The sequence below is a fragment of the Flavobacterium sufflavum genome, assembly GCF_004016525.1.
In the GTDB taxonomy this organism is placed as follows: domain Bacteria; phylum Bacteroidota; class Bacteroidia; order Flavobacteriales; family Flavobacteriaceae; genus Flavobacterium; species Flavobacterium sufflavum.
The window spans coordinates 1-26331 of record NZ_SACJ01000007.1; the positions used below are offsets into that span (position 1 = coordinate 1).

Here is a 26331-nt window from a genome sequence, read left to right on the forward strand (position 1 = left end):
ACTTCAATAATATTTTTTCCGCTCTGATTGCTTACAACTTTGCAGACAAAAAACCGTCTTTGAAAAATAATTTCCTAGACACAAAACAATTAGTACTTTTTCAATAAGTTTATATCGAACTCACGTTCATTAGTATTTTAGCCCCATTTGGAATCTTGTTTTTTAGACTATACAATTGTAATATCGACCAAAACATTACATTGCCAATGACACCGCTAATCAACGAATCTTTATTGTCTATTATCCATTTCATTATGTTTTCAAACATAGTTTCTCAATTTTATTTTCGGTTTGTGGTCACTCCTACTAAACTGTATGACAACTTGTATATACTCGCTACTTTATAGCTTATTATTTTTTTTGCTAATGTATAAATAAATCTTACAAAACAAGCTATGGTTTTATTATTTCTGTATTATTTCTCTTAAGGTTTCGAGCTGGATTTCCAGTTTTTGGATATAGTCGTTTTTTTCAGCCAGTTCTTTTTTTAGGGCTTTTTCCTGTATGGTTTCAAAACGGTACGGCAGGTATTCACCCAGTTGCGCCAAAAAATTATGTTTCAGCACCAGGCTTAGTTTCCACAAAACGGCAAACTGTAGTGTGTCTCTCTTAAAATAAGCCCTTAATCCTTTAGGGGCTATGCCCATTGCTTTGGCAATTTCGCTTTTGGTTTGGGTTATGAATTATTTGTCTCAGAATTTTTTGGAGTAAATACTTTATTGTAAACCCGCTGTGCAAAATTGGTTTTTGATACTTTGCTGTCCTTAGCTTCCGCAATCGAGTGTCAAATGTTTGAAGAATGCGTAAAAAGAAAAGCTGTTTGAGTCCCGAAAGCTTTCGGGACGAGTTCTTTTCTTTTAGCATTCGAAAACTAATTTGACCGATGAGGAAGCGCAAGACTTGATTTTTTTGTTTCTTTTTTGATCAAGCAAAAAAGAAAATTAATAAATCTAAATTTTTACTTTTAATAAAAATATCAATGGTAGTGATCCTGCTTTTTGGGCGGGATTGTATCGGAAACAAGAAAATTTATCATCAAAAACGGTTCTCGATACCTGCCTGTGGCAGACAGGCATTTTTTGCTTCTCCCGATAGCTATCGGGACATTACGCAAAAAACACTCGAACTGACGTTTTTGATAATTTCATCCAACGGATTTAATTGGGCCACAATCCATTTTTCAGGCTCATCAAATGGATTTATTTACCATTCCTATACAAATAATCCATGTATTAGCATAAATAATCCATACCCGGCTTTGGTTTAGATTCTATTTTTGTATAGATACGTTTTAAGTATTAGCTATTTAACCAAAAATAAACCAACCAATTTATGAATCCATTACAACCCGCAGATTACATTGTTTTTCTTATTTATTTTGTGATAGTCACCTCTTATGGGATGTATATTTACAGAAGTAAGAAAAATGCAGTTACAAGTTCGAATGACTATTTTTTAGCTGAAGGTTCTCTTACCTGGTGGGCTATTGGAGCGTCATTGATTGCTTCTAATATTTCGGCGGAGCATTTCATAGGTATGAGTGGTTCGGGTTTTGCACTTGGATTGGCTATTTCTTCATACGAATGGATGTCGGCAGCGACATTGATTATCGTGGCGATGTTTATTCTTCCGGTATATCTTAAAAACAAGATTTTTACAATGCCACAATTTTTGGCAAAACGATATAATGATACCGTGAGTGCAATTATGGCCGTGATTTGGCTGTTGATTTATGTGTTTGTCAATCTTACTTCTATCATCTATTTGGGAGCTTTGGCCATTTCATCGATTGCCCCGGTAAGCTTTGAATTTTGTGTTATCGGATTGAGTTTGTTCTCTGTTATAGTTACTTTAGGAGGGATGAAAGTAATTGGTTATACCGATATGTTTCAGGTAATAGTATTGATATTGGGAGGTTTGGTTACCACTTATTTGGCACTAACCTTACTTTCAGAGCAGTTTGGATTTGGAAAAGATATTTTTAAAGGATTATCAATTATAGCCGACAAAGCACCCGGTCATTTACAAATGATATTTGATAAATCGAATCCGCATTATAAAGAATTACCGGGGATGTCTGTAATTGTAGGAGGGATGCTTATCAATAATCTGGCTTATTGGGGATGTAATCAGTACATTGTTCAAAGAGCTTTGGGTGCCGATTTAAAAACTGCCAGAAAAGGAATTTTGTTCGCGGCCTTTTTAAAATTATTAGTTCCGGTTATTGCAGTTTTGCCGGGTATTGCCATGTATGTAATGCATCAAAACGGAATGTTTCAACAGGAAATGCTGGATGCAGCAGGAGTTTTAAAACCGGATCGTGCTTATCCAACCTTGATGAATTTATTGCCAGCAGGTCTAAAAGGAATTGCCTTGGCTGCTTTAACGGCTGCAATTGTAGCTTCCTTGGCAGGAAAAGCCAACAGTATTTCGACTATTTTTTCGTTAGATATTTATAGAAAATATTTTAATAAAAATGCCTCTGAAAGAAAATTGGTGCGTGTAGGAAGATTAACTGTCGTAGTAGCTATGATTATCGGCGCTATTGTTGCTCCTTCGCTAAAAACCTTAGATCAGGCTTATCAGTTCATTCAGGAATATGTAGGTTTCTTTTCACCGGGAGTACTTGCTATTTTTCTGTTGGGAATGTTTTGGAAAAAGACTACCGCTAATGCCGGACTTGCCGGTGCATTGCTGACAGTGCCTATTGCTACGGTATTAAAGTTCCTGCCAGTATGGACAAACGGAGCTTTCCCGGATTTTCCTTTTTTGGACAGAATGACGATTGCTTTCTTTATGATCGTATTTATAATGGTAGGAGTTAGCCTTTTAAAACCTGAACCGGTAGTGCTACATGAAAAACACAAGATTGAAGTGGATACGTCAATGTTTAAAGTGTCTTCAGGGTTTATTATTGGATCATTTATTATCTGCAGCGTATTAGTGGCATTATATACCGTTTTTTGGTAATTATTAAGTTTAAAAAAAAAGAGTAAAAGAAAAGATTGCTTAGATTATAGTTTAGTTTTTTAATTGAAAAAGGGTTTCACTTTAAATGGTGAAATCCTTTTTTTTGTTTTTATTCGAAATTATTTATTCTGAATCTGTGGCGGGAATGGCTTTGAGTCTTTTCATAAAGGCTCCAAAGGCAGGAGCTAATTCCTCAAACAAAGGATCTTTTCGGTTTTTGAGCATCACTTCGCTAAATAGTTTCAGACCAATGGCAAATTCGGTGGCTTGCTGTTTGTCACCAAATAAGTTCTTGTTTTTTTGTCTTTCGATAATCGAGAAAATATCGTCGTGGTTGTTGAAAGTTAATTCGATAGGATCTGCTGAAATGGGTTCTCCTTTTGAATCTTTCAGGTATTCCAGTGTGAGTTTATATTGATGGGCTCTTTTTTCCATGATTTTATTGTTGTTTTATATTGTCTCCTATAAAAGTAAAACATACTGATGAAATACTAAAGTTAAATCGGCCAAATCAGGAATAGCATCTATTAAAACACTATTATTTCTAAGATCCAACTGTCCTTAGCTTCCGCAGTCGAGTGTCAAATGTTTGAAGAATGCGTAAAAAGAAAATCTGTTTGAGTCCCGAAAGCTTTCGGGACGAGTTATTTTCTTTTAGCATTCGAAAACTAATTTGACCGACGAGGAAGCGTAAGACTTGAAATCGAAGATTCATGAATTCCGAAAAACTATAAGAACGCATGAGTATTTTTTTGTTTCTTTTTTGATCAAGCAAAAAAGAAAGTTAAATGGGCTAAATCAGAAATAGCATCTAAGCTAATTTTTAATTTTCATCAGCTCTAAAAAGGGAAAAATAGAAAATAGTATTATCTTTAAACAGGATTTTACCAATTAGGTAAAGCCCACTTTTAAAATTTTATAGAATTATGATTTCGATTACAGCTATTATAAAAAGCAAAAAAGAAAATATTGAAGTAGTGAAGGAGATGGTTCACAATCTGGTTACCAACACCAGAAAAGAAGCAGCCTGTATTCGTTATGACTTACATTACTCCGAAAATGTTTTTATTATTTGGGAAGAGTGGAAAGATCAGCTAGGGCTTGATATACACAATAGCCAACAGTACTTAATCGATTTTATTGCCGATAGCGAAACTTTATTGGCTTCTCCTATTCAGGTTTATAAAACGACTCAGGTTTTGTAATTCACAAGTTCATTGTTTAGTCTTAGTTTTTATATTTTTTACGATATTCACGAGGCGAAATTTCCATTTCTTTACTAAATGATTTTGAAAAATGATAAGGGTCGTAGTACCCCAGATAATAGGCAATTTCATTTATTTTCATGTTGCTGAATTGCAATAATGAACAGGATTTCTGGATTTTTAATTTGTTTAAATATTCAATTGGTGTAAATGATGTTTTTTCTAAAAACAAATTTCGAAAATAAGAATCGGAATAACCTACATGTTTTGCGATTTGGCTTAGCGTTAATTTATTAGTCAAGTTATCTCTCATAAATATAATACTCATCGGAATTGTATCGAGATCTGAAGTATCAATTGATTTTGTTCTTATAAATTGATCTATGTATTTTATGCTGGATAAAAAATGTTTTAAGCAAATGCTTGAATATTCTAAGTTATCAGCATAAAATCCCATTTCTAAATTTTGGTACATTTCCTCAAACAGATCTAATCGGTTTGATATTCTCATATCATTTAAGCTTATTATTTTCTCAGCAGCAGGCGAATATACCGCAGATTTTGTTCCTCTAAAATGAATCCAATAGATGCTCCAAGGGTCTGAAATATCAGACTCATAAGAATGAGGTTTATTAGCAGGAATGATTAAGATTTGATTTTCTGTAAGTTTAAATTCTTCGTTTTCTATTGTTATCGTTCCTTTCCCTTTTTCACAATAGATTAAAATATCTTCAAGCGCTCCTTTTGAACGTTTTCGAAAATGGTTTTTTGCATTTGGATAATAACCAATATGGGTTATGTAAAGCGATTTAGTTAGTTCGTTATTTGTTTGGAAATTCCGAATACTATAAGGTAATACAATCGCTCTTTCTCCTTTAAAACCATCAGCTATATGTTCCATTTGTCTGAAATTTATATTTGTAGTAAATAAGTTAAAAAATACAGGTTTTTTATATTTTATTTTTATCTGTGTAATAATTGTTTTAAACAGTTCTTCGTTTAAAAATATGTTTTTTGAAATTATTATCGTTCAAAATTAGTTATTTATATCTAAAATCATTTAAAAAAAACACTATAAAAAATATTACTGGAAATTATTCAATACTGTATTTTAATTTAAGACAAACGATTACATAAGGTATAATAGTTGTTTTATACATCTTTTTATTTGTTTTTTGCATTTTTTGACTACTGTTATACCTCTAAATTTGTCTTAATAATATAAATTTTAAAATCATGAGTAAAAATAATTCTTCTTATTTGCTTTTCATCGCTTTAGTTTCTGCCTTAGGTGGTTTGTTATTTGGGTATGACTGGGTAGTTATTGGAGGTGCTAAGCCTTTTTATGAAGTTTTTTTCAATATAACTGACGCTCCTTCAATGCAGGGTTGGGTAATGGGAAGTGCTATTTTAGGTTGTTTATTAGGAGTGATGGTTTCAGGAAGTATGTCTGATAAATATGGGAGAAAACCATTGATGATTGTTGCTTCTATTTTATTCACATTAGCAGCTGTTGGAACAGGATGTGTGAATAGCATTAATATGTTTATTGTTTGGAGAATAATAGGAGGGATTGGTATCGGTATAGCGTCTAACCTTTCTCCGATGTATATTGCCGAAATAGCACCAAGTGAATCAAGAGGAAAATTTGTTTCGATAAATCAATTAACAATCGTTTTTGGTATTTTGGCCGCCCAAATTGTAAATATGTTATTAGCCGATCCTATTGTAGATGGCAGTATAGCATTAGATTCATGGAATGTACAATGGGGATGGAGATACATGTTTTGGGCAGGAGCGGTACCTTCAGTAGCTTTTTTTGCTTTAATATTAATTATTCCGGAAAGTCCAAGATGGTTAGCCAGTCAATATAATTACGAAAAAGCAAAATCTATTTTTACAAAAATAGGAGGAGTTCAATTTGCTTCAGAACAAATTGAAGAGTTGAAAGCGACAGCCACTTCTGTAAAAGAAACAGCTAGTTATAAAATGCTGTTTGAGGGTAAAATGCCTAAAATTCTTTTATTAGGTATTGTAATTGCTGCTTTTCAGCAATGGTGCGGAATTAATGTTGTTTTTAATTATGCCCAGGAAATATTTTCTGCAGCAGGTTATGGCGTTTCTGATATTCTGTTTAACATCGTTATCACAGGTTTGACTAACCTAATATTTACCTATGTTGGTATGTTGCTGGTTGATAAATTAGGCAGAAGAGCCCTGATGCTTTTTGGTGCTATGGGATTGGCATGTATTTATGCTCTTTTAGGTATCTGTTATTATTTTGCTGTAACAGGAGCTTCCGTTTTAATTCTTGTAATTCTAGCTATCGCTTGTTACGCTATGACATTGGCTCCGGTAACCTGGGTAGTTTTGTCAGAAATATTTCCCGTAAAAATCAGAGCTATGGCAATGGCTGTAAGTACCTTTTCACTCTGGACTGCCTGTTTTGTACTTACTTATACCTTTCCGTTATTAAATACTAGTTTGGGAGCTTACGGTACATTTTGGCTTTACGGAATAATTTGTTTGTTGGGGTATCTTTTTTTACGAGTTTATTTAACAGAAACGAAAGGGAAATCATTAGAACAAATTGAAATAGAATTAACTAAAGAGAAATCATTGGAACAAACAGAATTAGAATTAACAAAATAAATAATTGCATAATAAATTAAGATGGAAAAATTAACTTCAATTCGACCAAATAAAATAGAAGAAAGCGAATTACTTTCAAATTCTCAGCCTGTCACTATAGAAATACAAGACGAAGAAATTACTGCTTACCTGATTCAGTCAACTGTTAATGAGGATGGTGTTGTTCGCTCATGGGCAGAGGATATTATGCTGCCTACTTATGAAATTGGTAAAGAAGAAAAGAATCCAATATTTCTTGAAAAACGAGTATATCAGGGGAGTTCCGGTTCAGTATATCCTTATCCTGTGGTTGAAAAAATATCGGATATCAAACGTGATAAATTGTATCACGCCTTATTTGTAGAAAACAAATACATTAAAATCATGATTTTGCCGGAGTTGGGTGGTCGTATCCACATGGCTTATGATAAGGTAAAGCAACGTCATTTTGTATATTACAATCAAGTGGTTAAGCCAGCTCTTGTGGGACTTACTGGCCCATGGATTTCAGGAGGAATTGAGTTCAACTGGCCTCAGCATCACCGTCCGAGTACTTTTTTACCTACGGATTATAGCATTGAAGAAAATGCTGACGGAAGTAAAACGGTTTGGTGTAATGAAGTGGAAAGAATGTTTAGAACCAAAGGAATGCAAGGATTTACATTGCATCCTGATAAGGCTTATATTGAAATAAAAGTCAAAATTTATAATAGAACTGCTTTCCCGCAAACGTTTCTTTGGTGGGCAAATCCGGCTGTTGTGGTTAATGATGAATATAAGTCTGTTTTTCCACCAGATGTAAATTTTGTATTTGACCACGGAAAACGTGATGTATCAAATTTCCCAATAGCAACAGGAGAATATTACAAACAGGATTACTCAGCAGGTGTGGATATTTCAAAATATAAAAACATACCTGTACCTACATCGTATATGGCTGTTCATTCTAAATACAATTTTGTTGGAGGTTATGAAGATGGTGTACAAGCCGGTTTGCTGCACGTTGCCAATCATCATGTATCTCCTGGTAAAAAACAATGGACTTGGGGTAATGGTGATTTTGGTCTTGCCTGGGACAGAAATCTGACTGATAAAGACGGACCTTATATTGAATTAATGACAGGGGTTTTTACCGATAATCAACCTGATTTTTCTTGGTTACAAGCTTATGAAGAAAAGTCATGGGTACAATATTTCATGCCTTATACCGAAGTGGGTTATGTTAAAAATGCTACTAAAGATGCAATAATCAACATTGAAGTAGATGGAGATAAAGCAGATTTGATTTTGTTTACAACCAGTCTTTTTGATAATTTAAAATTAGAATTAAAAGATGTTCAGGGAAATGTATTGCATCAGGAAGTAATTAGCATTTCGCCATACAATCCGTATAAAAAGAGTGTATTAATAGATGATACTTTATCAGAAAATTTAATTTTTACCATCTATACCGAAGAAGGAAAAATTCTTGTTGATTATCAGGAGGAAAAACCGGAAATTAAACCTGCACCGGATCCGGCAAAAGCAGCTCTTGATCCTAAAGAAATAGCTTCGATCGAGCAATTATTTCTAACAGGTTTGCACCTTGAACAATACCGTCATGCTACTTATAATCCTTTAGATTATTACCAAGAGGCTTTAAGCAGAGATCCTAAGGATGTACGTTGTAATAATGCTGTTGGTTTATTGATGCTAAGACGCGGACAATTTAAAAGGGCAGAAGGGTATTTTAGAACTGCTGTTGAAGTACTAACAGAACGCAGTCCGAATCCTTATGATGGAGAGCCACATTATAATTTAGGGTTTTGTTTAAAAATTCAAGGGAAATTGGATGAGGCTTATACCGCTCTTTTTAAATCTACCTGGAATGCCGCCTGGCAAGATGCCGCCTTTTTTGCTTTGGCACAAATAGACTGTATTAGAGGAGAATGGAAAGAAGCCTTAGAACGCATAGATTCTTGTTTGATACGCAATTGGCACAATCACAAAGCACGTCAATTAAAAACTTCCATATTAAGAAGATTAGGAAAAACGAATGAAGCTTTGGCTTTGGCAGAAGAATCAATTGCTATTGATCGTTTTAACATGGGATGTCGTTTTGAGAAGTATTTGTTAACTGGTAACGAATCTGAACTTGATGAAATGAATACAATCATGCGTAAATGGTCGCATGGGTATATCGAATATGCACTTGATTTTGCCGGAGCAGGATTATATAATGAAGCCATTCAGTTTTTACAGGAATGTACTCAGGAAGTTGATGCTGTTTATCCAATGGTTTTCTACACAATAGGTTATTTTGAATCTATGAAAGGAAATAAAAATGAGGCTGTTAAATGGTATAAAAAAGCCTCAGTATTGTCTCCGGAAAAATGTTTTCCTAATCGAATAGAAGAAGTCAATGTTTTACAAGACGCCATTTTATTGAATCCAAATGATGCAAAAGCTCCTTTTTATTTAGGTAATTTTTGGTATGCGTTCCGTCAATATGACAATGCCATACAATGTTGGGAAAGTTCAGTGAAAATTGACAATCAATTCCCAACAGTTTTAAGAAATCTGGCTCTTGCTTATTATAATAAATTAGAAAATAAAGTTCGTGCTCAGGAAGTATTAGAGCAAGCATTTGAAATTGACACAACAGATTCCAGAATATTTATGGAGTTAGACCAGCTATATAAAAAAATCGGAAAATCTCCTATTGAAAGACTGGCTTTTTTTGAAAAGTATAGTAATTTAACAGAAGAAAGAGATGATTTGTGCATTGAGCGTATCGGCTTGTATTGTCAGATTGGTAAATATGAAGAGGCAAAAAAACATATAGCGGCCAGAAAATTTCATCCCTGGGAAGGCGGCGAAGGTAAAGTGACAGGCTTATATACTTTGTGCAGAGTTGAATTAGCTAAAATAGCTATTACAGAAAAACGTTTTTCGGATGCCATTCAATTATTGAAAGAAACAGAAGTATATCCTCATAATTTAGGCGAAGGAAAATTAAAGAATGCTGAAGAAAACGAAGTCCATTATTACAAAGGGCTAGCTTATAAAGGACTGGGTGATAAGGAAAATGCCAAAGCAAATTTTATGCAGGCGACACTTGGATCACCGGAACCGGTTCAGGCATTTTTCTATAACGATCAACAGCCGGACAAGATATTTTATCAGGGATTGGCATGGCGTGAATTGGGAGATGAAGACAAGGCTCGCAGTCGTTTTAATAAGTTAGTTGCACATGGTGAAAAGTATTTATTTGAAAAATGCCGTATCGATTATTTTGCAGTTTCGCTTCCGGATCTCGCTATTTGGGAAGATGATTTAAGTATTCGTAACCAGGTACATTGCAATTATGTAATGGCATTAGGGCATAGCGGTTTAGGGAATGAGGAACTTTCAGAAAGCTTTTATCAAAAAGTGAAGCAATTAGACATAAACAAATACACGTTTAGAAAATAATTATTTCTGCCGGCAATTTAAATTTTAATTATCAAAATATTCAAAATGAAAAATATTTTAGTGTTAGTCCTTGCGTCATTTTTGCTTTGTTCATGGAGTGTCATAGATAAAAAAGTAATTGATATTTCGGGTCAATGGACAGTACAATTAGACAGTACCGATATTGGGTTGCAAAACGGCTGGCAAAATACCATTTTTAAACAAATAGTAAATCTGCCGGGAACAACAGATGATTTTGGTATCGGAATTCCTAACAAACTAAAACCAGGACTGTCAAAACCTCAGTTAAGTCATTTAACCCGAAAAAACAGTTATATCGGAGCAGCCTGGTATACTCGCGAAATAGAAATTCCTAATGATTGGAAAGGAAAGGAATTGCTATTGAAACTGGAACGTGTGATTTGGAAAACTAATGTTTGGATAGATGGCAAAGAAGTCAAATCGGAACAAAATAGTTTGGTTTCCCCTCATTATTTTGACTTGTCCGGTTATTTAATTCCGGGTAAGAAGCAAAGAATTACAGTGCGTGTTGACAATAGAAAGCAGTTTGATATTAGCCTGGACAATATGGCACATGCTTATACCAATGAGACTCAGATTATTTGGAATGGTATCATTGGTCAAATGAATATTGAAGCTGTAGACCCGATTTGTATTTCTAATCTACAGGTCAATCCGGATATTGATTTAAAGAAAATTAAAGTAGCTGTTACTTTAAATAATGGCTCGAAAAGTGCTCAAAAAGGAGTGCTGAATATTATTGCTGTAAATAAAAAAAGTAATGAATCAATTACTGCTGTAACGCAAAAAGTTCATTTAGAGAAAGGGCAATCTGTTGTAAATCTTGATTATAATATGGGCAAGGATGTAAAGCTTTGGAGTGAATTTTCTCCGGAGCTGTATGAATTAAAAGTCCAATTGAAGGTAAAAAAATCCATATCAGAAAAAACAGTTGATTTTGGAATGCGAAAGTTTTCAAAAAATGGAACTGTTTTAACAATAAACAATAAAGCTGTTTTTTTAAGAGGAACCTTAGAATGCAATATTTTCCCGCTTACCGGGCATCCTCCAATGGACAAACAAGGATGGCAAAAAGTATTTAAAACCGCTAAGGAATGGGGTTTGAACCATCTTCGTTTTCATTCCTGGTGTCCTCCGGAAGCTGCTTTTGAAGTAGCAGACGAAATGGGTTTTTACTTGCAGGTAGAACTTCCGGTTTGGGTTTTAGATATTGGAAAAGATAAAAAAGTAACTGATTTTCTATATGCTGAAGCGCAACACATGATTGATGAGTATGGAAATCATCCTTCGTTTTGTCTTTGGTCTATGGGGAATGAATTACAAGGAGATATGGCGCTTTTAACCGAAATGGTTAAAAATATTAAAGCACAGGATTCAAGACATTTGTACACCAGTACTTCTTTTACTTTTGAAAAAGGACACGGTGCTTTACCGGAAGCACAAGATGATTTTTTTATTACACAATGGACTAACAAAGGCTGGGTGCGTGGGCAAGGGGTTTTTAATAGTGAATCTCCAACGTTCAATAAAGATTATAAGGTTGCTTTACAAGATGTTACTGTGCCTTTGATTACACATGAAATAGGTCAGTATGCGGTTTATCCTAAAATAGATGAAATTTCTAAATATACCGGAGTTTTAGAACCATTAAATTTCATGGCGGTAAAAGAAGATTTAGAAAGCAAAGGATTAATTAATAAAGCTGCTGATTATACTAAAGCTTCCGGAAAGCTGGCTGCGATACTTTATAAGGAAGAAATAGAAAGAGCGTTGAAAACTGCAGGAATTAGCGGATTTCAGTTGTTGGATTTACATGATTTTCCGGGTCAGGGAACTGCATTGGTAGGATTGTTAGATGCTTTTTGGGATAGTAAAAATTTAATTTCGGCAGCAGAATTCAGACAATTTTCTTCTCCGGTAGTTCCTTTGCTTCGTTTCCCTAAAGCGACCTATACTAACAACGAATCTTTTGTAGCAAGTTTAGACGTAAGTAATTTTTCAGGTGATGTTTTAGATAATAAAGTAATTGAATGGAGTATCATGGATGATGTTACTGTAATTGCTTCTGGAACTGTAAGCAAAACGATTACTTCAGGTTATAATCACGAGTTATTTACTATTAGTGAAAGTCTTCAAAAAATAAAGAAAGCTACTAAACTTACTTTCAAAGTAAGTATAAAAGATACCGATTATAAAAATCAATGGAATATTTGGGTTTATCCTCAGCAACAAAATATTAATTATGGAGAGGTAGTTTATACAAGAAGTCTTGAAGAAGCCTACAAATCATTAAAGGAAGGACGCAAAGTATTATTAAATCCTGATTGGAAAAAAATAAAAGGAATTGAAGGGAAATTTGTCCCTGTTTTTTGGAGTCCTGTTCATTTTCCAAAACAGGCAGGAACTATGGGAGTACTTTGTAATCCGACACACAAAGTTTTTACTGATTTTCCAACAGATATGAATACTGATTGGCAATGGTGGGATTTGAATGTAAATTCTACAACCCTAATTGTTGATAGTATTGATGGTGGTAGCCCTTTAGTCGAAATGGTAGATAATTTTGCAAATAATCGAAAATTAGCATCGCTTTTTGAAGGAAGTATAGGTTCGGGAAAACTGGTGATCGCTTCTTTTGATTTATCAAAGGATATAGAAAAACGCCCGGTTGCTAAACAAATGTTGATTTCGATCCTTAATTATATGAATAGTGATTTGTTTCAACCTGCAGCTATAACAAATCCTGATTCTTTAAAATTGATTTTATCTGAAGAAAAAGAAAAAGCCAAAGAATCAGCAACCAGTATTTATTAGAAAAACACAATCGTATATAGAATAAAATCCAAGCCATAAATTTAGTTCAGTAGCAAGTCGTTACTAGCAATCATTACGCTATTACTACCGCTAATCTATCACAAGATTAGTCAGCTAGTATATAAGCGCAGGGTACTTATTTACTAATTTTTAAATAAAAATTTCAAAATGAAAAAAGCATTTCGTTTCATTCTGTTATCAATTTGTATGTTCTTTTTGGCTTCTTTTTACAAAGCTGATAAAGAAATAGTACGAAAAACAATTTCTTTAAATGGAAATTGGAATTTTTCTGTTGATTCCTTGTCATTAGGAGAATCGAATCATTGGGAGACCATTGGATTGCCTAAAAATACTTCCAGAATTGTTAGTGTACCTCATGTTTGGAATGTTGAGAAAGGATTAGAAAAGTATTGGGGTAACTGTTGGTATGAGCGTGAATTTGAAGTTTCTGAAAGCGATTTACAAAAAACGGTTCGTATTCAGTTTGATGCCGTTTATCATGATGCTGTTGTGTATATCAATGGCAAAAAAGCGGGTGAACATATTGGTTCTGGTTACAATCGTTTTTTTATAAACATTTCGCCTTTTGTTAAAAAAGGAAAAAATACGCTTAGAGTTCGTGTAAACAATGATTTTTCACGCAATAATATTCCGTTTTTAAAGAGTTACGATTGGGCTAATGATGGCGGGATTTATAGAAATGTGTCTTTGGTTATTACCGAGCCTCAAGCTGTAAAAAATATAAAAGTAGTTGGAACACCCAATGGCAGCAAAGGGACAGCGGATATTAACGTTAGTTTTATTGATAACAGTAAAATAGATTTTTCTAAGCTGAAATTAATGGCTACAATAACCGAGGAAAATCAAACTACAAATAAAGTTATTTTCAATTCTGAGTTGAAAGGTAAATTAGAAAAAGATGATTTTAAAGCTTCATTAAACTTTGATAAAATTAATACTTGGCATTTTGATACACCTAATTTGTACAAATTGACTGTACAGTTATTTGTTGATGGAACTTTAAAAGATGAATACACAACGGTGTTTGGTTTCAGAAGTATTAAAGTTGAGAAAAACCGATATGTTTTAAACGGAGAACCTATTCGTTTGATGGGAGTAGAATGGATGCCGGGTTCTAATATGGAGCGTGGAATGGCTGAAACAACTGCTGATTTTGAAAGAAACCTAAAGTTGATGAAGAATGCCAACTGTATTTTTACCCGTTTTCATTGGCAGCAAGATGAAGCTGTTTTTGATTGGTGTGATAGAAACGGAATTTTGGTTCAGGAAGAAATACCATTTTGGGGTGGTGCTACAATGATTAATGACACTTTACTCGCATTAGGAAAAAAACATTTAGATGAAATGACTGAGAATCATTACAACCATCCTTCTATAATAAGTTGGGGAATAGGTAATGAATTAGAAAGCCATAATCCTGAGAATGTAAATAGGCTAAAAACACTCTACAATGAAGCTAAAACAATAGACGCTTCAAGGCTGGTTAATTTTGTTTCCAATAAATTACACAAGGGAAAACCAATTCAAAAAGACTATGTTCCTGATGCCTCGGGTGAGTTTGATATGTTGATGTTTAACGAATATTATAGCACTTGGTTTGGTAAAAGTCTGGATGTGATAGGAAGTGAATTAGATCGTATTTCAGCTGAATATAATAACAAACCCATGACTATTTCAGAGTGGGGATTGTGCGAGCCTGCTCATAAAGGAGGAGATCCACGTCGAATAAAAGAAATGGCTGAACAATTAAAAATCTACGGTTCAAAAGACTACGTTGCTGGAGCTATTTATTTTTGTCTCAATGATTACCGCACCCATATGGGCGAAGATTTTACCTATGCTTATCCTCTAAGAGTACATGGTGTTTGTGATATTTTTTCAAATCCAAAACCTTCTTACTACGCATTAAAAAAAGAAAGTTCTCCTGTTATTATTAAATCAGTTGAGGTAAAAAACGGGACTGCAACTATTACGCTATCCGGCAAAACTACAATCCCAAGTTACACTTTAAGAAATTATACAATTGTTTGTGGAAACCAAAAAATCACTATAGACAAACTGGAACCAGGCAGTGAAAAAACTTTTAAAATAAAGGCTAGCACCAATCAGTTTTCAATCTTAAGGCCAACAGGTTTTGAGGTGATTAATTATAAATTTTAAAAAATGAAATACAATTTTAATTAACCATTACACACTATTAACTAAAACTCTATTAATTATGAAAAAACTAAAATTATTACAATTACTAATCCTGTTTTCCGCCTTTGTAGGTTGTGAAAATAATGACCCGGAATTTCCAGCTTCGGATAATCCCAATATGGAATTAGCGACAAATGAAATATACGGAGGTCCAAATAGAAAATTTGAAATAAAAGCTGCATTAAATGACGACATAGGACTAAAAACAATTGAAATTAGAATTCCGGAATTAGATTTGATTAAGACAATTACATTCACTAAAGATCCATTAGTTACAGAATTTGATCTTAATTATAAATTTTTAGTACCAAGCGATAAAGCTATAACCGAAAAGTTTCAAATAGAATTGATACTTACGGATGTTTCTGAAAATGTAGTTACAAAAAATATCAACTTAAGACTTGATGGTGATTTTGTAGCTCCAAAATTAACGAACATAAAACCTGTAAATAATAGCGTGGTTTTTAAAACCAGCAATACTAAAGTGCCGGTTAGTTTTCATGCAGAAGATTATACAGGAATTGATAATATTGTTGTTAGTTGTCCTGAATTAGGAATTAACGATGTTGTTGCAGTAGGTGGTTTAAAATCATACGACTATAATAAAACATTCTCGATTCCTTCAGTTCTTAAATCTTATGATATATCAATAACGGTTAAAGATAATTTCTTGTCTCCAAATCAGGAAACAACAAAAGTTAGTTTTACTGTTGCCGATGGATTAACCTCTATGTTTTTAGCTGATGTACCGGTGGGTTCAAGTTTAACTAATGATGCTTTTGGAGTGCCAATGCTGTTTCATAAGAAAGTTGGAAATGTATTTACTTTTAAATATTATGCCGATTCTAATAATAAGAAAATCTTTTTCCTTGGTCAGGATGTTTCTTTTGAACCACATACATTTGGATTATCTTCAACAGGTACATTACAAAATAGTACTACTTCTAATCCTATCATTTTACCTACAAAAGGCTATTATGAAATTACAGTTAATCCAATTGATTTAGTTTATACGGTAACACCATATACACCAACTTCAACTCCTATTAATTTGAGTACAACACCTATAACTATATGTGGTAATGGTATTGTAAATGGCGGTTGGGATCCTAATTCTACGGCACTTGCGGTTTCTGCTGATCCGTCAAATCCATATCGATTGACAAGAGAGATTACATTAAATGGAACAACTGTGGCTATGACTATTACCGGTAATGGCTGGTATCCTTTCTGGAGGTTAGACAATTTTGCTGTAGCACCTTATTTAGGCGGAGGTAATGCTAACTATAGCGGAGTGGCTGCAGGTACCTATATTTTCACACTGGATACAGAATTAGAGCGAACTACATTGGTAAAAAAATAATTAAAAAATAGATTAAGATGAAATTAAAAACGATATGGTTTTTCACAATGCTTTTGTGTAGTGTAATGTCTATTGGACAAAACACAATTAAAGGTACTGTGTCTGACTCAAAGAAAGAACCCCTTATAGGTGTAAATGTTATTGTAAAAGGCACAAAGATTGGAACAGTCTCAGATGGTAATGGTAATTATTCTATTAATGTGTCTAATAAGCAAGCAGAAATAGAATTTTCTTATTTAGGCTTTACTACTAAATTAGTTAAAGTAGGAGAAAATACGACGATTAATGTGGTACTTGAAAGTTCTGATAATAAATTAGATGAGATTGTGGTTGTGGGTTTTGCCGCTATCAAGAAAAGTGATTTAACCAGTTCCATAGCTACCGTTAAAGGTAAGGAGTTAAAGACGATGACTGTAGGTAATGCATCTGAGTCTTTACAAGGAAAAGCAGCAGGTATTCAGGTTGTAAACAGTGGAGGACCAGGTTCAGTGCCTAAAGTTTTTATTCGAGGAATATCAACCATTAATTTAAGTACTGATCCACTTTATGTTGTTGATGGTATACCAATGGGAACCAATATTAACTTTCTAAATACAAATGAAATAGAAAGTATGGAAATCCTTAAAGACGCATCAGCAAGTGCAATTTATGGTAGTAGAGCTTCTAATGGTGTTATTTTAATTACAACTAAAAGAGGTAAATCGGGGGCAATTAAGTTTAATTTGGATACAAGTTATGGAGTTCAATTAATGAAAAATCCATACAATATGGCAAATGCCGAAGAGTATGCAACTATCTTTAATACAGCAGCAGTTCAATCGGGATTTCCGGCTGAGTTTGGAGATCCTGCTAGTTACAGAGGAAAATCAACTGACTGGTGGAATGCAGGGATTAAAGAAAGAGCTGCGGTTAGCAATGTAAGCTTTGGATTGCAAGGCGGAACTGACACTCACACTTTTGCTGTAAGTCTAAATTTTTACAAACAGGATTCTTTTTATGAAAAAGGAGGATGGGAAAAATTTACTTCACGTATCTCATCTGATTATAAATTTACAAAAAAAGTATCAGCAGGATTTTCATTGAATCCAAGATATGAATCATGGGGAAATCCTGGAAATTGGGCTGATTTTGACAGAATTGATCCTATTACACCAATTTACAAACCAGCAGATCAATTGACAGGAACGGAGAATGAATACAGTATCTATGCCAGGTCGCCTACTTATGTATGGAACCCTATTGCAGCTGTTAAACGATTCAATTCAAAGAACAAACAATACTCACTTGCTTCCAATGGATATATTCAATTAAGCCCTGTAAAAGGTTTGATTATACGTTCACAAGGTTCTTATGAGATAAATTCAACGATTTCAGATAATTTTAATCCTGATTTTATAATTGACGTAGCCCACGAGAGTTTGTTGATTAATAACATTTCCCGCAGTACTAATTTGACACGTTCATGGAGTTTACAAAATACTGCAACTTATAGCAATACTTTTGCTCAAAAGCATAATGTAAGTTTGATGGTTGGTAATACAGCTGAGGAGTATAATGGTGCTAATTTAAGCGGAACAAGATCAAAATTGCCTAACAATAGTGATGAATTAAGAGAGTTGAATGCAGGTACTTTAAATCCTCAAACTTCAGGTACTTCATATACTAATTCAATTGTGTCTTATCTAAGTCGTTTGACTTATAATTTTGATAACAAATATTACTTAACAGCTACTTACAGACGAGACGGTTCTTCTAAATTTTTAGCAAATAATAAGTGGGCTTCTTTCCCTTCTGCTTCTTTTGCATGGAAAGCTTCTAACGAGAGTTTCATGTCTAAATATTCAGATGTTTTGAGTGATCTTAAATTCAGAGTAGGTTGGGGTAAAGTTGGGAATCAAAATTTACCGGCAAGTGTTTATTTATCTAAGTTAGGACAAAACTATTACACTTTTGGAGATCTTGTAGTGAATACAACCTATCCAAGTGCTGTTCCTAATAAAGATATTAAATGGGAAACCGTTGAGGATTTAAATGCAGGTATTGATTTTGGTTTTTTCCAAAACAAACTTACGGGTACGGTAGAGTTTTATACTAAAACTACTGAGAATATGTTGTTCCAAAAATCATATCCTAATTATAGTGGTTATCCAAATGATGCCCGAATCTGGTCTAATGTAGGTTCTATGAAGGCTCAGGGTCTTGAATTTAGTTTGTCTTATAAAAACAAAGTAGGTGATTTTAATTATGGAGCTAATTTGAATTTTACAAAATCTAATGTAAAAATGACCAAGTTAAGTGTTGATAATGAGCAGTTATTTGGAAATGGAGAAAGAACATTGACCGTTGAAAACGATGAACCAGGTTATTTCTATGGTTATAAAGCGGATGGATTGTTTCAGAATAATGTGGAATTAAATGCCCATACAAATAATAGTGGCGATTTATTGCAACCTTATGCAAAAGCAGGTGATGTACGTTTTGTAGATGTAAATGGAGATGGTGTTCTTAATGCTGACGACAGAACTAAAATTGGTTCTCCTTGGGCAAAATATACTGTAGGTTTGAATTTAAATTGTTCTTATAAAAGATTTGATTTCATTGCTAACATCTATTCAAGTATTGGTAATGACATCGTAAATCAAAATAAAGATGAGCTTTATAATGCCTTATCGAGAACTAACAAAATTAGTGGTTTGTCTGATTTGGCGTGGCATGGCGAAGGAACTTCTAATTCAGTTCCGCGTTTGTCACAAACGGATAACAATCAAAATTTCTCAAAATTTTCATCCTACTATGTTGAAGATGGATCGTTTGCCCGTTTAAAGAATATTCAACTGGGATATACAATTGAAAACAAATTAGGGTTTGATAAAATTAGATGTTCTGTTTCAGGTCAAAACTTGTTGACTATAACAAAATATTCAGGAGTAGAACCTGAGGTGGGTGGTGATGTACTTGGATTTGGATTTGGAGGATGGAATTATCCGGTTCAAAAAACGGTTTTATTTGGCTTAAATCTAACATTTTAATTTAACAATCATGAAAAAAATATTTTTATCAATCATAACCTTATGTATTATTTCAAGCTCTTGCAGTGATGAATTTATAGTACATGATGAGAGAGGGACACAAACTCTCGACAATTACTTTTCAACCTCTGAAGAATGCCAGACTTTTGTAAATGATTTATACAAAAGAGCCTTTTTACACTACGATTGGTACCAATTGATTCCAGGGAGACTGGCTAACGAAACGGCGACAGATGATGCCTGGATGGGGAATACCGGACAAGATGCGTCAGGTTTTATACCGGCAGCGCAATACTTGATGACTCCCAATAGAATGGGATATCTTTCAGACTTGTTTAAAACACGTTACGAAAATATCGGAGCATGTAATGTTGCAATAGTGGGGATTGAGAAAGCTCCGATTAGTGATGCTTTAAAAAATCAATATTTAGGTGAAGCATTATTTCTACGTGCTTATAATTATTATGATTTAGTAAACAATTTTGGAGGAGTACCTTTGGTTTTAAATCCTTTGAGCACATCTGAATTAAAATTAGAAAGAGCGACTAAAGAAGCAGTTTATGCAAGCATTGAAGCTGATCTTTTAAAAGCTGCCGATTTATTAAAACCATCTTATTCCGGAGCCGACAAAGGTAGAGTAACTAAGTGGGCAAGTTATGCATTACTGGCTAGAGTTTCTTTATTTCAGGAGAAATGGGAAAATGCTAAAACGTATGCAAACAAGGTAATTACTGAAGGAGGATTTACTTTAGAAAGCAATTTTTTGAATATTTGGAGTGTAAACAATCATAATGGAGTAGAGACTATTTTAGAAGCTCAAACCAGCAGTGATTCCAGTAAACAATTAGGAAACATCATGTCTACATTCACTGGAGCCAGAGGAGAATCTAAAGATAATTTCCCAAGTCAAAGTGCAGCAGATGTAATGGATGGCTGGGGATGGTGTGTACCAACAAGTGACTTGGAGAATGTATATCTATCTGAAAATGATGTTATTCGTCGTCGTAGTACAATAACAAAAAGTGGTGATGCTGCTTATGGCGATGAAGTTAATAACCCTACTCATATCTGGGATTTAAAACAAAGTAAGTCAGGTCGTATCATACGTAAATATTATATTCCTATTGCAACCCGTCGTACACTGGTAAGTACTTATGGTAATGCTCCTCTTAATGTACCGGTACTACGTTTAGCTGAAATGTATTTGACCCGTGCTGAAGCAAATTTTCATTTAGGCAATTTGGCTTTAGCAATGGATGATGTCGATTTAATTCGTAATCGTGTTCATCTTACTCCAAAGAAAGGTTTAGTTTCTGGTAACAATATACTTAAAGCTATTTGGAAAGAGCGTCGTATGGAATTGGCTTTTGAAGGTCTTCGATTGTTTGATATCAGACGCGAAATAGATCCTGATACTAATAAGCCAGTAATTGCAACTCTCATGGGGCCTACAGGAAGTTTTGTGCTTTACAACACTACTTTGTCAACTGATAAGAATGAAACTTCTAATTTGAAAGAACTTCAGGACAAGGGAATTCATTTTGACATAAGCAAGAATCTTGTTTGGCCTATACCTCAATCTGAAATTGACAGAAGTGGGGGAGTAATCAAACAAAATCCAAATTATTAAAATTATGAGAAAATTAAAAATAACTTTAACAAGCCTGTTTTTTTCAGGCTTGTTATTTTTATCCTGTTCATCTGAAGTTAATTTAGATCCACCGCCAAAGGCTTCTGAAGTTAGGGACATAAATATTGATTTAAGTCAGGAGTTGCAAACCATGGATGGTTTTGGTGCTTCTGATGCCTGGCGAACGCAGATGGTAGGAAAGAATTGGCCCATTGACAAAAGAAATGCAATAGCCGATTTACTTTTTAGTAAAGAATTTGATGCTTCCGGTAATCCTAAAGGAATTGGACTTTCAATTTGGAGATTCTATTTAGGTGCCGGTAGTATGGAACAAGGAGGCAATAGTAATATTACAGATGAATGGAGAAGAGCCGAATGTTTTCAAAAAACGGATGGAAGTTACGATTGGACTAAACAAGCAGGACAACGATGGTTTTTACAAGCCGCTAAAAGTCGTGGGGTAGATAAATTCCTGGCTTTTACTGTTAGTCCACCAGTGCAAATGACAATAAACGGAAAAGCTTTTTCACCACAGAAAAACAATATGAACATCAAACCGGGAATGCTTACTAATTATGCTGATTTCCTTGTTGATTGTATTGATAATTTGCAACGTAATGAAGGGGTGACTTTTGATTATTTGAGTCCAATAAATGAGCCTCAATGGGATTGGATGGCAGGAAATAATGGACAGGCCAGTCAGGAAGGAACACCAGCGACTAATCAGGAAATGTTTGATTTTACTAAGTTGCTATCGGATAAAATGAAAGCCAAATCACTAAACACCGAAATTGTTCTTGGTGAAGCTGCTCAGGTTAATTATTTATATGAAAATGTGAATGGGGAAAATAGAGATGATCAGATAAATGCTTTTTTTGGTACTACTTCAACAAATATTGCACAACTCCCTAATGTTAAAAAAGTAATTTCGGGGCATAGTTATTTTACTTCCTGGCCCGTAAATGATATGATAAGCCATCGTGAAAAATTAAATTCCAGAGTGAAACAAATGGGGAATTTAAAATATTGGCAAACAGAATACTCTATATTAGAAAATCCGGGAGCTGCTGAAATTCCAGGTGGTTCAGGTAATCAACGCGATCTTGGAATGAAGACTGCATTATTTGTCGCGCGAACCATTCATAATGACATTTCAGTAGCGAATGCTTCCTCATGGCAATGGTGGACAGCCCTTAGCCGATATGATTATAAAGATGGATTGATTTATTTAGATAATGGTGCTAATAATGGTCTTAGTACCAGTGTTGCTGCTGATGCGAATTATTGTAAAACGGATGGTTTTTATCATGATTCAAAACTGCTGTGGGCTTTAGGGAATTATTCTCTTTTTGTTCGTCCTGGAATGATCCGATTGCAAATAGCGAACCAAAACGCTGTAGCTGCGGCTACTGATGTAATGTTGACTGCTTATAAAGATGTTTCTAAAAAGAAACTGGTAATTGTAGCGGTTAATTACAGTGATTCATCGCGATCGTATAAACTTAATTTGAATGGAACTACAGTAAAGAATAACGAATTAACTCCTTATGTTACTTCTGAAAATTCAAATTTAAAAAAAGCAACAAATGTTACTGCAGATAAGTTTGAAATTCCGGCTCGATCCATCGTTAGTTATACAGCGACTTATAATTAATTTGTTATTTGAAACAATACAAGAAAGTAAGCTAAAAAAACAGGGCTTTGATTTTATAATCAAAGTCCAGTTTTTTTTAAATGTCTTAAGTAATATTTATTCTAAAAAATAAAAAAGTGAGCTTTGGTTACTGTATTTCTTTCCATTCTAAAGGTGAGTTTGTTATCAGTAGTATTTATTTTCTCATATCATTTATTTCTTTATAAATGACAAATGTAAAAGTATTTTCTAATGGAAATCTGTAAGCTCCTTTTGCTTTCATTAAATAAGCAGAGATTGCGGTCATTTCCCAGCCATCATATTCATCACCAAACCATTTTCTCTTTGTCAAAGATTCTAAATTATTCACTTCACCATAGTTTTTCACAACTTCTATTTCAGTTTTTATTTTTGGATCTAAATGTTGATTAGCCCAACTCCAAAGCCAAGTTTGACTAATTTTAGAAATACTCCCAACTTCTTCATATTGTATTTCTACAATTTTATTTTGATTTTCTGAATTTGAAAATGTTAGTATTCCAGTTTCTTGATCATAAAACCAATTTTCGTAATCATGGATTCCATAAGTTTCTTCAACGATTTTTTGCTGTTCATTCAAATACTCGTATGCTCTTTTACTCAGTACTTCAAATTCTGGAGTTCTGTTTGGAGTTTCTAAATTTATATCTTCAACATTCATTTTGAATATTTTTTATAGTTTAATTAAATTTCACGGTTAAGGTTTAGAGCTTGGTAAAACTAAGTATTTAGGGCTAAACGGAAATATAAGTAAAAATGGCATTTCCACTAAATTTGCAAATATCTATAAACGTGTGTTGGTGTTAGTTTTTATACACTTACTTGTGTTTGTTCAATTTCATTTAAAGACTGACCATTTTTATCTTTCCATATATTCCTACCATTTGCTGAATATCCCAAAATAACTGCAGCGGCGGCAGAAGGACTTTCAAAAAGATAGTTTTTAGCGAAATAAAGATTTTCTTTTTCGTCTTTCAAGATAGTTTGTTCTTTAATTAATTTTTCTCTTAATGTACTGTATCCAAAAGGTTTTGTTTTGTCAGCAACTTTTGAGTTTTCAAGTACAACGATTCCTTCATCTGTTTGGACGGCTTTTGCCATAACACCTTTAACCTTTAGTTCTAATTTTAAATTCCCTAATGAATTTATAATTGTTGAACTTTCAGTCATTGCAGTCAATGCTAAATCAATAATTTTTGTCTCATTTACTGAAATCGGATTTTCTAAAAATTTATGTCCTAGAGTTCCATTCAGTAGCTTAAGATTTATAAGAAAATCTTCCATTGAATCTTGGTCTGGTAGAGGCAATGAACTTAAGCTTGGAAAGTTATAATTTTCAACCTTGTATCGGTTAGCATTAATAGCTATGTTGATTAACCTGCTTTCTAAATATTTGACATGTGATTTAGTTACATTATCATCTTTACTTGAAAATAATATTACTTCATTCCAAAAATCTTTTTTTGTATCATGAGTTTTTAATCGTTCCCAAACATTTTCTGCTTCACCAATATATACTTTGTTTTGATTGTTTTCATCTTCTCCAATTAAAAAATAAACTCCAGGTCGATTAACTTCTTTTGAAAAGAACCTATTCAAATCAGAAATCTTATTTCTAGGACAGGAAAGCGCCTGAATTGTATAATTTACGACTTCTCCTAATTTGATTCCTGATACATTACCGTCTTTTAAATATATTCTTACTGATTTTCCTAATGTCATTTTTAGATGTTTTTTCTATAAAAAAATTATCGCCAAATAGCTTATAATTGCTATAGGTAATACTATACGCCCAAATAATATGTCGATATTTGCTACATAGCATGTTTTTTCAAATGTAGTATTTTTACTTAATTAATTTTTATGAATTGAAAATAAAAAAAACAAACCCGACAGCTTTTTAAAAGCTGTCGGGTTTGAATTAAACTAAATAACCAGAATATAAAATTATAATACCAATTCGCTCAGAGCTTCTTTATTAAATCCTACCAATTCCTCTGTTTTACCAGCTTTTATTTTAGCAACCCAATTTGGGTCAGATAATAAAGGTCTTCCAACGGCAACCAAATCAAAATCGCCTCGGTCGAAACGTCTTGTTAGTTCATCTAAAGAGGCTGGTTGCGAACTTTCGCCTGCAAACGCTCCAAAGAAATCACTAGAAAGTCCAACAGAACCCACAGTAATTGTTGGAGCGCCCGTTAGTTTTTTAGCCCAGCCAGCAAAATTTAAATCAGAATTTTCAAATTCAGCTTCCCAGAAACGGCGTTGTGAACAATGCAAAATATCCACTCCGGCATCAACAAGTGGTGTAAGCCAGGCATCTAATTCCTGAGGCGTTTTCGCCAATTTATAATTGTAATCAGAAGGTTTAAATTGAGAGAAACGCATGATAACCGCAAAATCATTTCCTACTTGTCTTCTAATTTCTTTCACCACTTCAATTGCAAAACGGCTGCGTTCCTTCAATGTTTTTCCACCATAAATATCAGTACGTAAATTGGTTTCAGGGCTAAAGAATTGGTCAATCAAGTAACCGTGTGCACCGTGAATTTCGATAGTATCAAAACCCAATCTTTTCGCATCGGCAGCAGCTTTTCCAAAAGCAAGAATGGTGTTTTCAATGTCTTTTTCAGTCATTGTAGTTCCGTTATTGAAACCGGGACGGTTCAATCCGGACGGACCTTCAAAAGGAACTGGAGGAACCCAACCAGAATGATGATTGTCCATAATGCCCATGTGCCAGATTTGCGGTCCCATTTGCCCTCCGGCAGCATGAACTTCATTGATTACTTTTTCCCATCCTTTTAATGCCTGATCGCCATAAAAATGAGGAACATTTCCATCATTGGATGAAGAGGGTCTGTCGATAACCGTTCCTTCAGATAATATTAAACCCACTTCGCCTTCGGCTCTTTTTTGATAGTAAGAAGCAACTTCATCAGTTGGAATTCCGTTTGGAGAAAAGGAACGCGTCATAGGTGCCATTACAATTCTGTTTTTAAGATTTAATGTCTTAAAATTAAAGGGTGTAAATAAATTAGTGGTACTCATGCTATTTTATAATTTAGATTTTATTAAACTGTTTGTATTCGACTATATATCAAATGTTGTTGTTTTCAGATTATCCCGTCCTTAGCTTCCGCAGTCGAGTGTCAAATGTTTGAAGAATGCGTAAAAAGAAAATCTGTTTGAGCGTAGCGAGTTATTTTCTTTTAGCATTCGAAAACTAATTTGACCGACGAGGAAGTGTAAGACTTGATTTTTTTGTTTCTTTTTTGATCAAGCAAAAAAGAAAATGGATAATCTAATTTTTTCCTTTTATA

At 33.9% G+C, this 26331-nt stretch carries 17 protein-coding genes and 1 pseudogene; 11 read left to right on the forward strand and 7 right to left on the reverse strand.

Annotated elements, in window-relative coordinates; translation table 11 throughout:
- Positions 1-107: pseudogene (locus EOD40_RS18370) on the forward strand (IS982 family transposase); the annotation flags it as partial.
- Between the two features lie 2 nt (positions 108-109).
- Here EOD40_RS18370 and EOD40_RS17965 read toward each other — a convergent pair.
- Both EOD40_RS17965 and EOD40_RS11770 read right to left on the reverse strand, forming a co-directional pair.
- Entirely contained in the window at positions 110-268 is a 159-nt protein-coding gene (locus tag EOD40_RS17965; RefSeq protein ID WP_164905477.1) for a hypothetical protein, read from the reverse strand.
- Between the two features lie 136 nt (positions 269-404).
- Positions 405-647, reverse strand: a complete 243-nt coding sequence (locus EOD40_RS11770; RefSeq protein WP_128195762.1) for a hypothetical protein — start codon at positions 645-647, stop codon at positions 405-407.
- A 685-nt stretch (positions 648-1332) separates the two neighbouring features.
- Between EOD40_RS11770 and EOD40_RS11775 the strand changes: the two genes are divergently transcribed.
- Positions 1333-2970 carry a sodium:solute symporter family transporter gene (locus EOD40_RS11775; RefSeq protein WP_128195764.1) on the forward strand — a complete coding sequence of 546 codons (1638 nt, stop codon included), beginning with the start codon at positions 1333-1335 and terminating at the stop codon, positions 2968-2970.
- A gap of 123 nt (positions 2971-3093) precedes the next feature.
- Here EOD40_RS11775 and EOD40_RS11780 read toward each other — a convergent pair whose 3' ends face one another.
- Positions 3094-3405, reverse strand: a complete 312-nt coding sequence (locus EOD40_RS11780; protein ID WP_128195766.1) for a DUF3861 domain-containing protein — start codon at positions 3403-3405, stop codon at positions 3094-3096.
- A 491-nt stretch (positions 3406-3896) separates the two neighbouring features.
- On the opposite strand from EOD40_RS11780, the gene EOD40_RS11785 reads away from it, so the two are divergent.
- The gene (locus EOD40_RS11785) at positions 3897-4175 is read left to right on the forward strand and encodes a putative quinol monooxygenase (RefSeq protein WP_128195768.1); all 279 of its coding nucleotides are present in this window, start codon (positions 3897-3899) and stop codon (positions 4173-4175) included.
- 22 nt (positions 4176-4197) lie between these two features.
- On the opposite strand, the gene EOD40_RS11790 is transcribed toward EOD40_RS11785, so the two are convergent.
- Complete coding sequence (locus EOD40_RS11790) at positions 4198-5076, reverse strand: AraC family transcriptional regulator (protein WP_128195770.1); 879 nt, start codon at positions 5074-5076, stop codon at positions 4198-4200.
- A gap of 335 nt (positions 5077-5411) precedes the next feature.
- Between EOD40_RS11790 and EOD40_RS11795 the strand changes: the two genes are divergently transcribed.
- The 8 genes from EOD40_RS11795 to EOD40_RS11830 all read left to right on the forward strand — a co-directional run bounded on the left by EOD40_RS11795 (position 5412) and on the right by EOD40_RS11830 (position 22990).
- Positions 5412-6827: a sugar porter family MFS transporter gene (locus tag EOD40_RS11795; RefSeq protein WP_128195772.1), complete on the forward strand. Its 1416-nt coding sequence runs from the start codon at positions 5412-5414 to the stop codon at positions 6825-6827.
- Positions 6828-6848: 21 nt separating this feature from the next.
- Positions 6849-10259, forward strand: coding sequence for a tetratricopeptide repeat protein (locus EOD40_RS11800; protein WP_196781437.1), 3411 nt, complete (start codon positions 6849-6851; stop codon positions 10257-10259).
- Between the two features lie 45 nt (positions 10260-10304).
- Positions 10305-13094: a glycoside hydrolase family 2 protein gene (locus tag EOD40_RS11805; protein WP_128195773.1), complete on the forward strand. Its 2790-nt coding sequence runs from the start codon at positions 10305-10307 to the stop codon at positions 13092-13094.
- A 168-nt stretch (positions 13095-13262) separates the two neighbouring features.
- A complete protein-coding gene (locus EOD40_RS11810) occupies positions 13263-15275 on the forward strand; it encodes a glycoside hydrolase family 2 protein (RefSeq protein ID WP_128195775.1) in 2013 nt (670 codons plus the stop codon).
- A 58-nt stretch (positions 15276-15333) separates the two neighbouring features.
- Positions 15334-16677: a hypothetical protein gene (locus EOD40_RS11815; RefSeq protein WP_128195777.1), complete on the forward strand. Its 1344-nt coding sequence runs from the start codon at positions 15334-15336 to the stop codon at positions 16675-16677.
- Between the two features lie 17 nt (positions 16678-16694).
- On the forward strand, positions 16695-19706 hold the full coding sequence (locus EOD40_RS11820; protein ID WP_128195779.1) for a SusC/RagA family TonB-linked outer membrane protein: 3012 nt from the start codon (positions 16695-16697) through the stop codon (positions 19704-19706).
- 10 nt (positions 19707-19716) lie between these two features.
- Positions 19717-21336 (forward strand): RagB/SusD family nutrient uptake outer membrane protein, encoded by a 1620-nt coding sequence (locus EOD40_RS11825; protein ID WP_128195781.1) that lies wholly within the window; start codon positions 19717-19719, stop codon positions 21334-21336.
- A gap of 4 nt (positions 21337-21340) precedes the next feature.
- Positions 21341-22990 (forward strand): glycoside hydrolase, encoded by a 1650-nt coding sequence (locus EOD40_RS11830; RefSeq protein WP_128195783.1) that lies wholly within the window; start codon positions 21341-21343, stop codon positions 22988-22990.
- Positions 22991-23165: 175 nt separating this feature from the next.
- Here EOD40_RS11830 and EOD40_RS11835 read toward each other — a convergent pair whose 3' ends face one another.
- The 3 genes from EOD40_RS11835 to EOD40_RS11845 form a co-directional block, all read right to left on the reverse strand.
- Positions 23166-23669: a DUF6882 domain-containing protein gene (locus tag EOD40_RS11835; protein ID WP_128195784.1), complete on the reverse strand. Its 504-nt coding sequence runs from the start codon at positions 23667-23669 to the stop codon at positions 23166-23168.
- Between the two features lie 149 nt (positions 23670-23818).
- Positions 23819-24730 (reverse strand): GIY-YIG nuclease family protein, encoded by a 912-nt coding sequence (locus EOD40_RS11840; RefSeq protein WP_128195786.1) that lies wholly within the window; start codon positions 24728-24730, stop codon positions 23819-23821.
- A gap of 225 nt (positions 24731-24955) precedes the next feature.
- Complete coding sequence (locus tag EOD40_RS11845; protein ID WP_128195788.1) at positions 24956-26059, reverse strand: NADH:flavin oxidoreductase; 1104 nt, start codon at positions 26057-26059, stop codon at positions 24956-24958.
- Positions 26060-26331 lie beyond the last annotated feature (272 nt).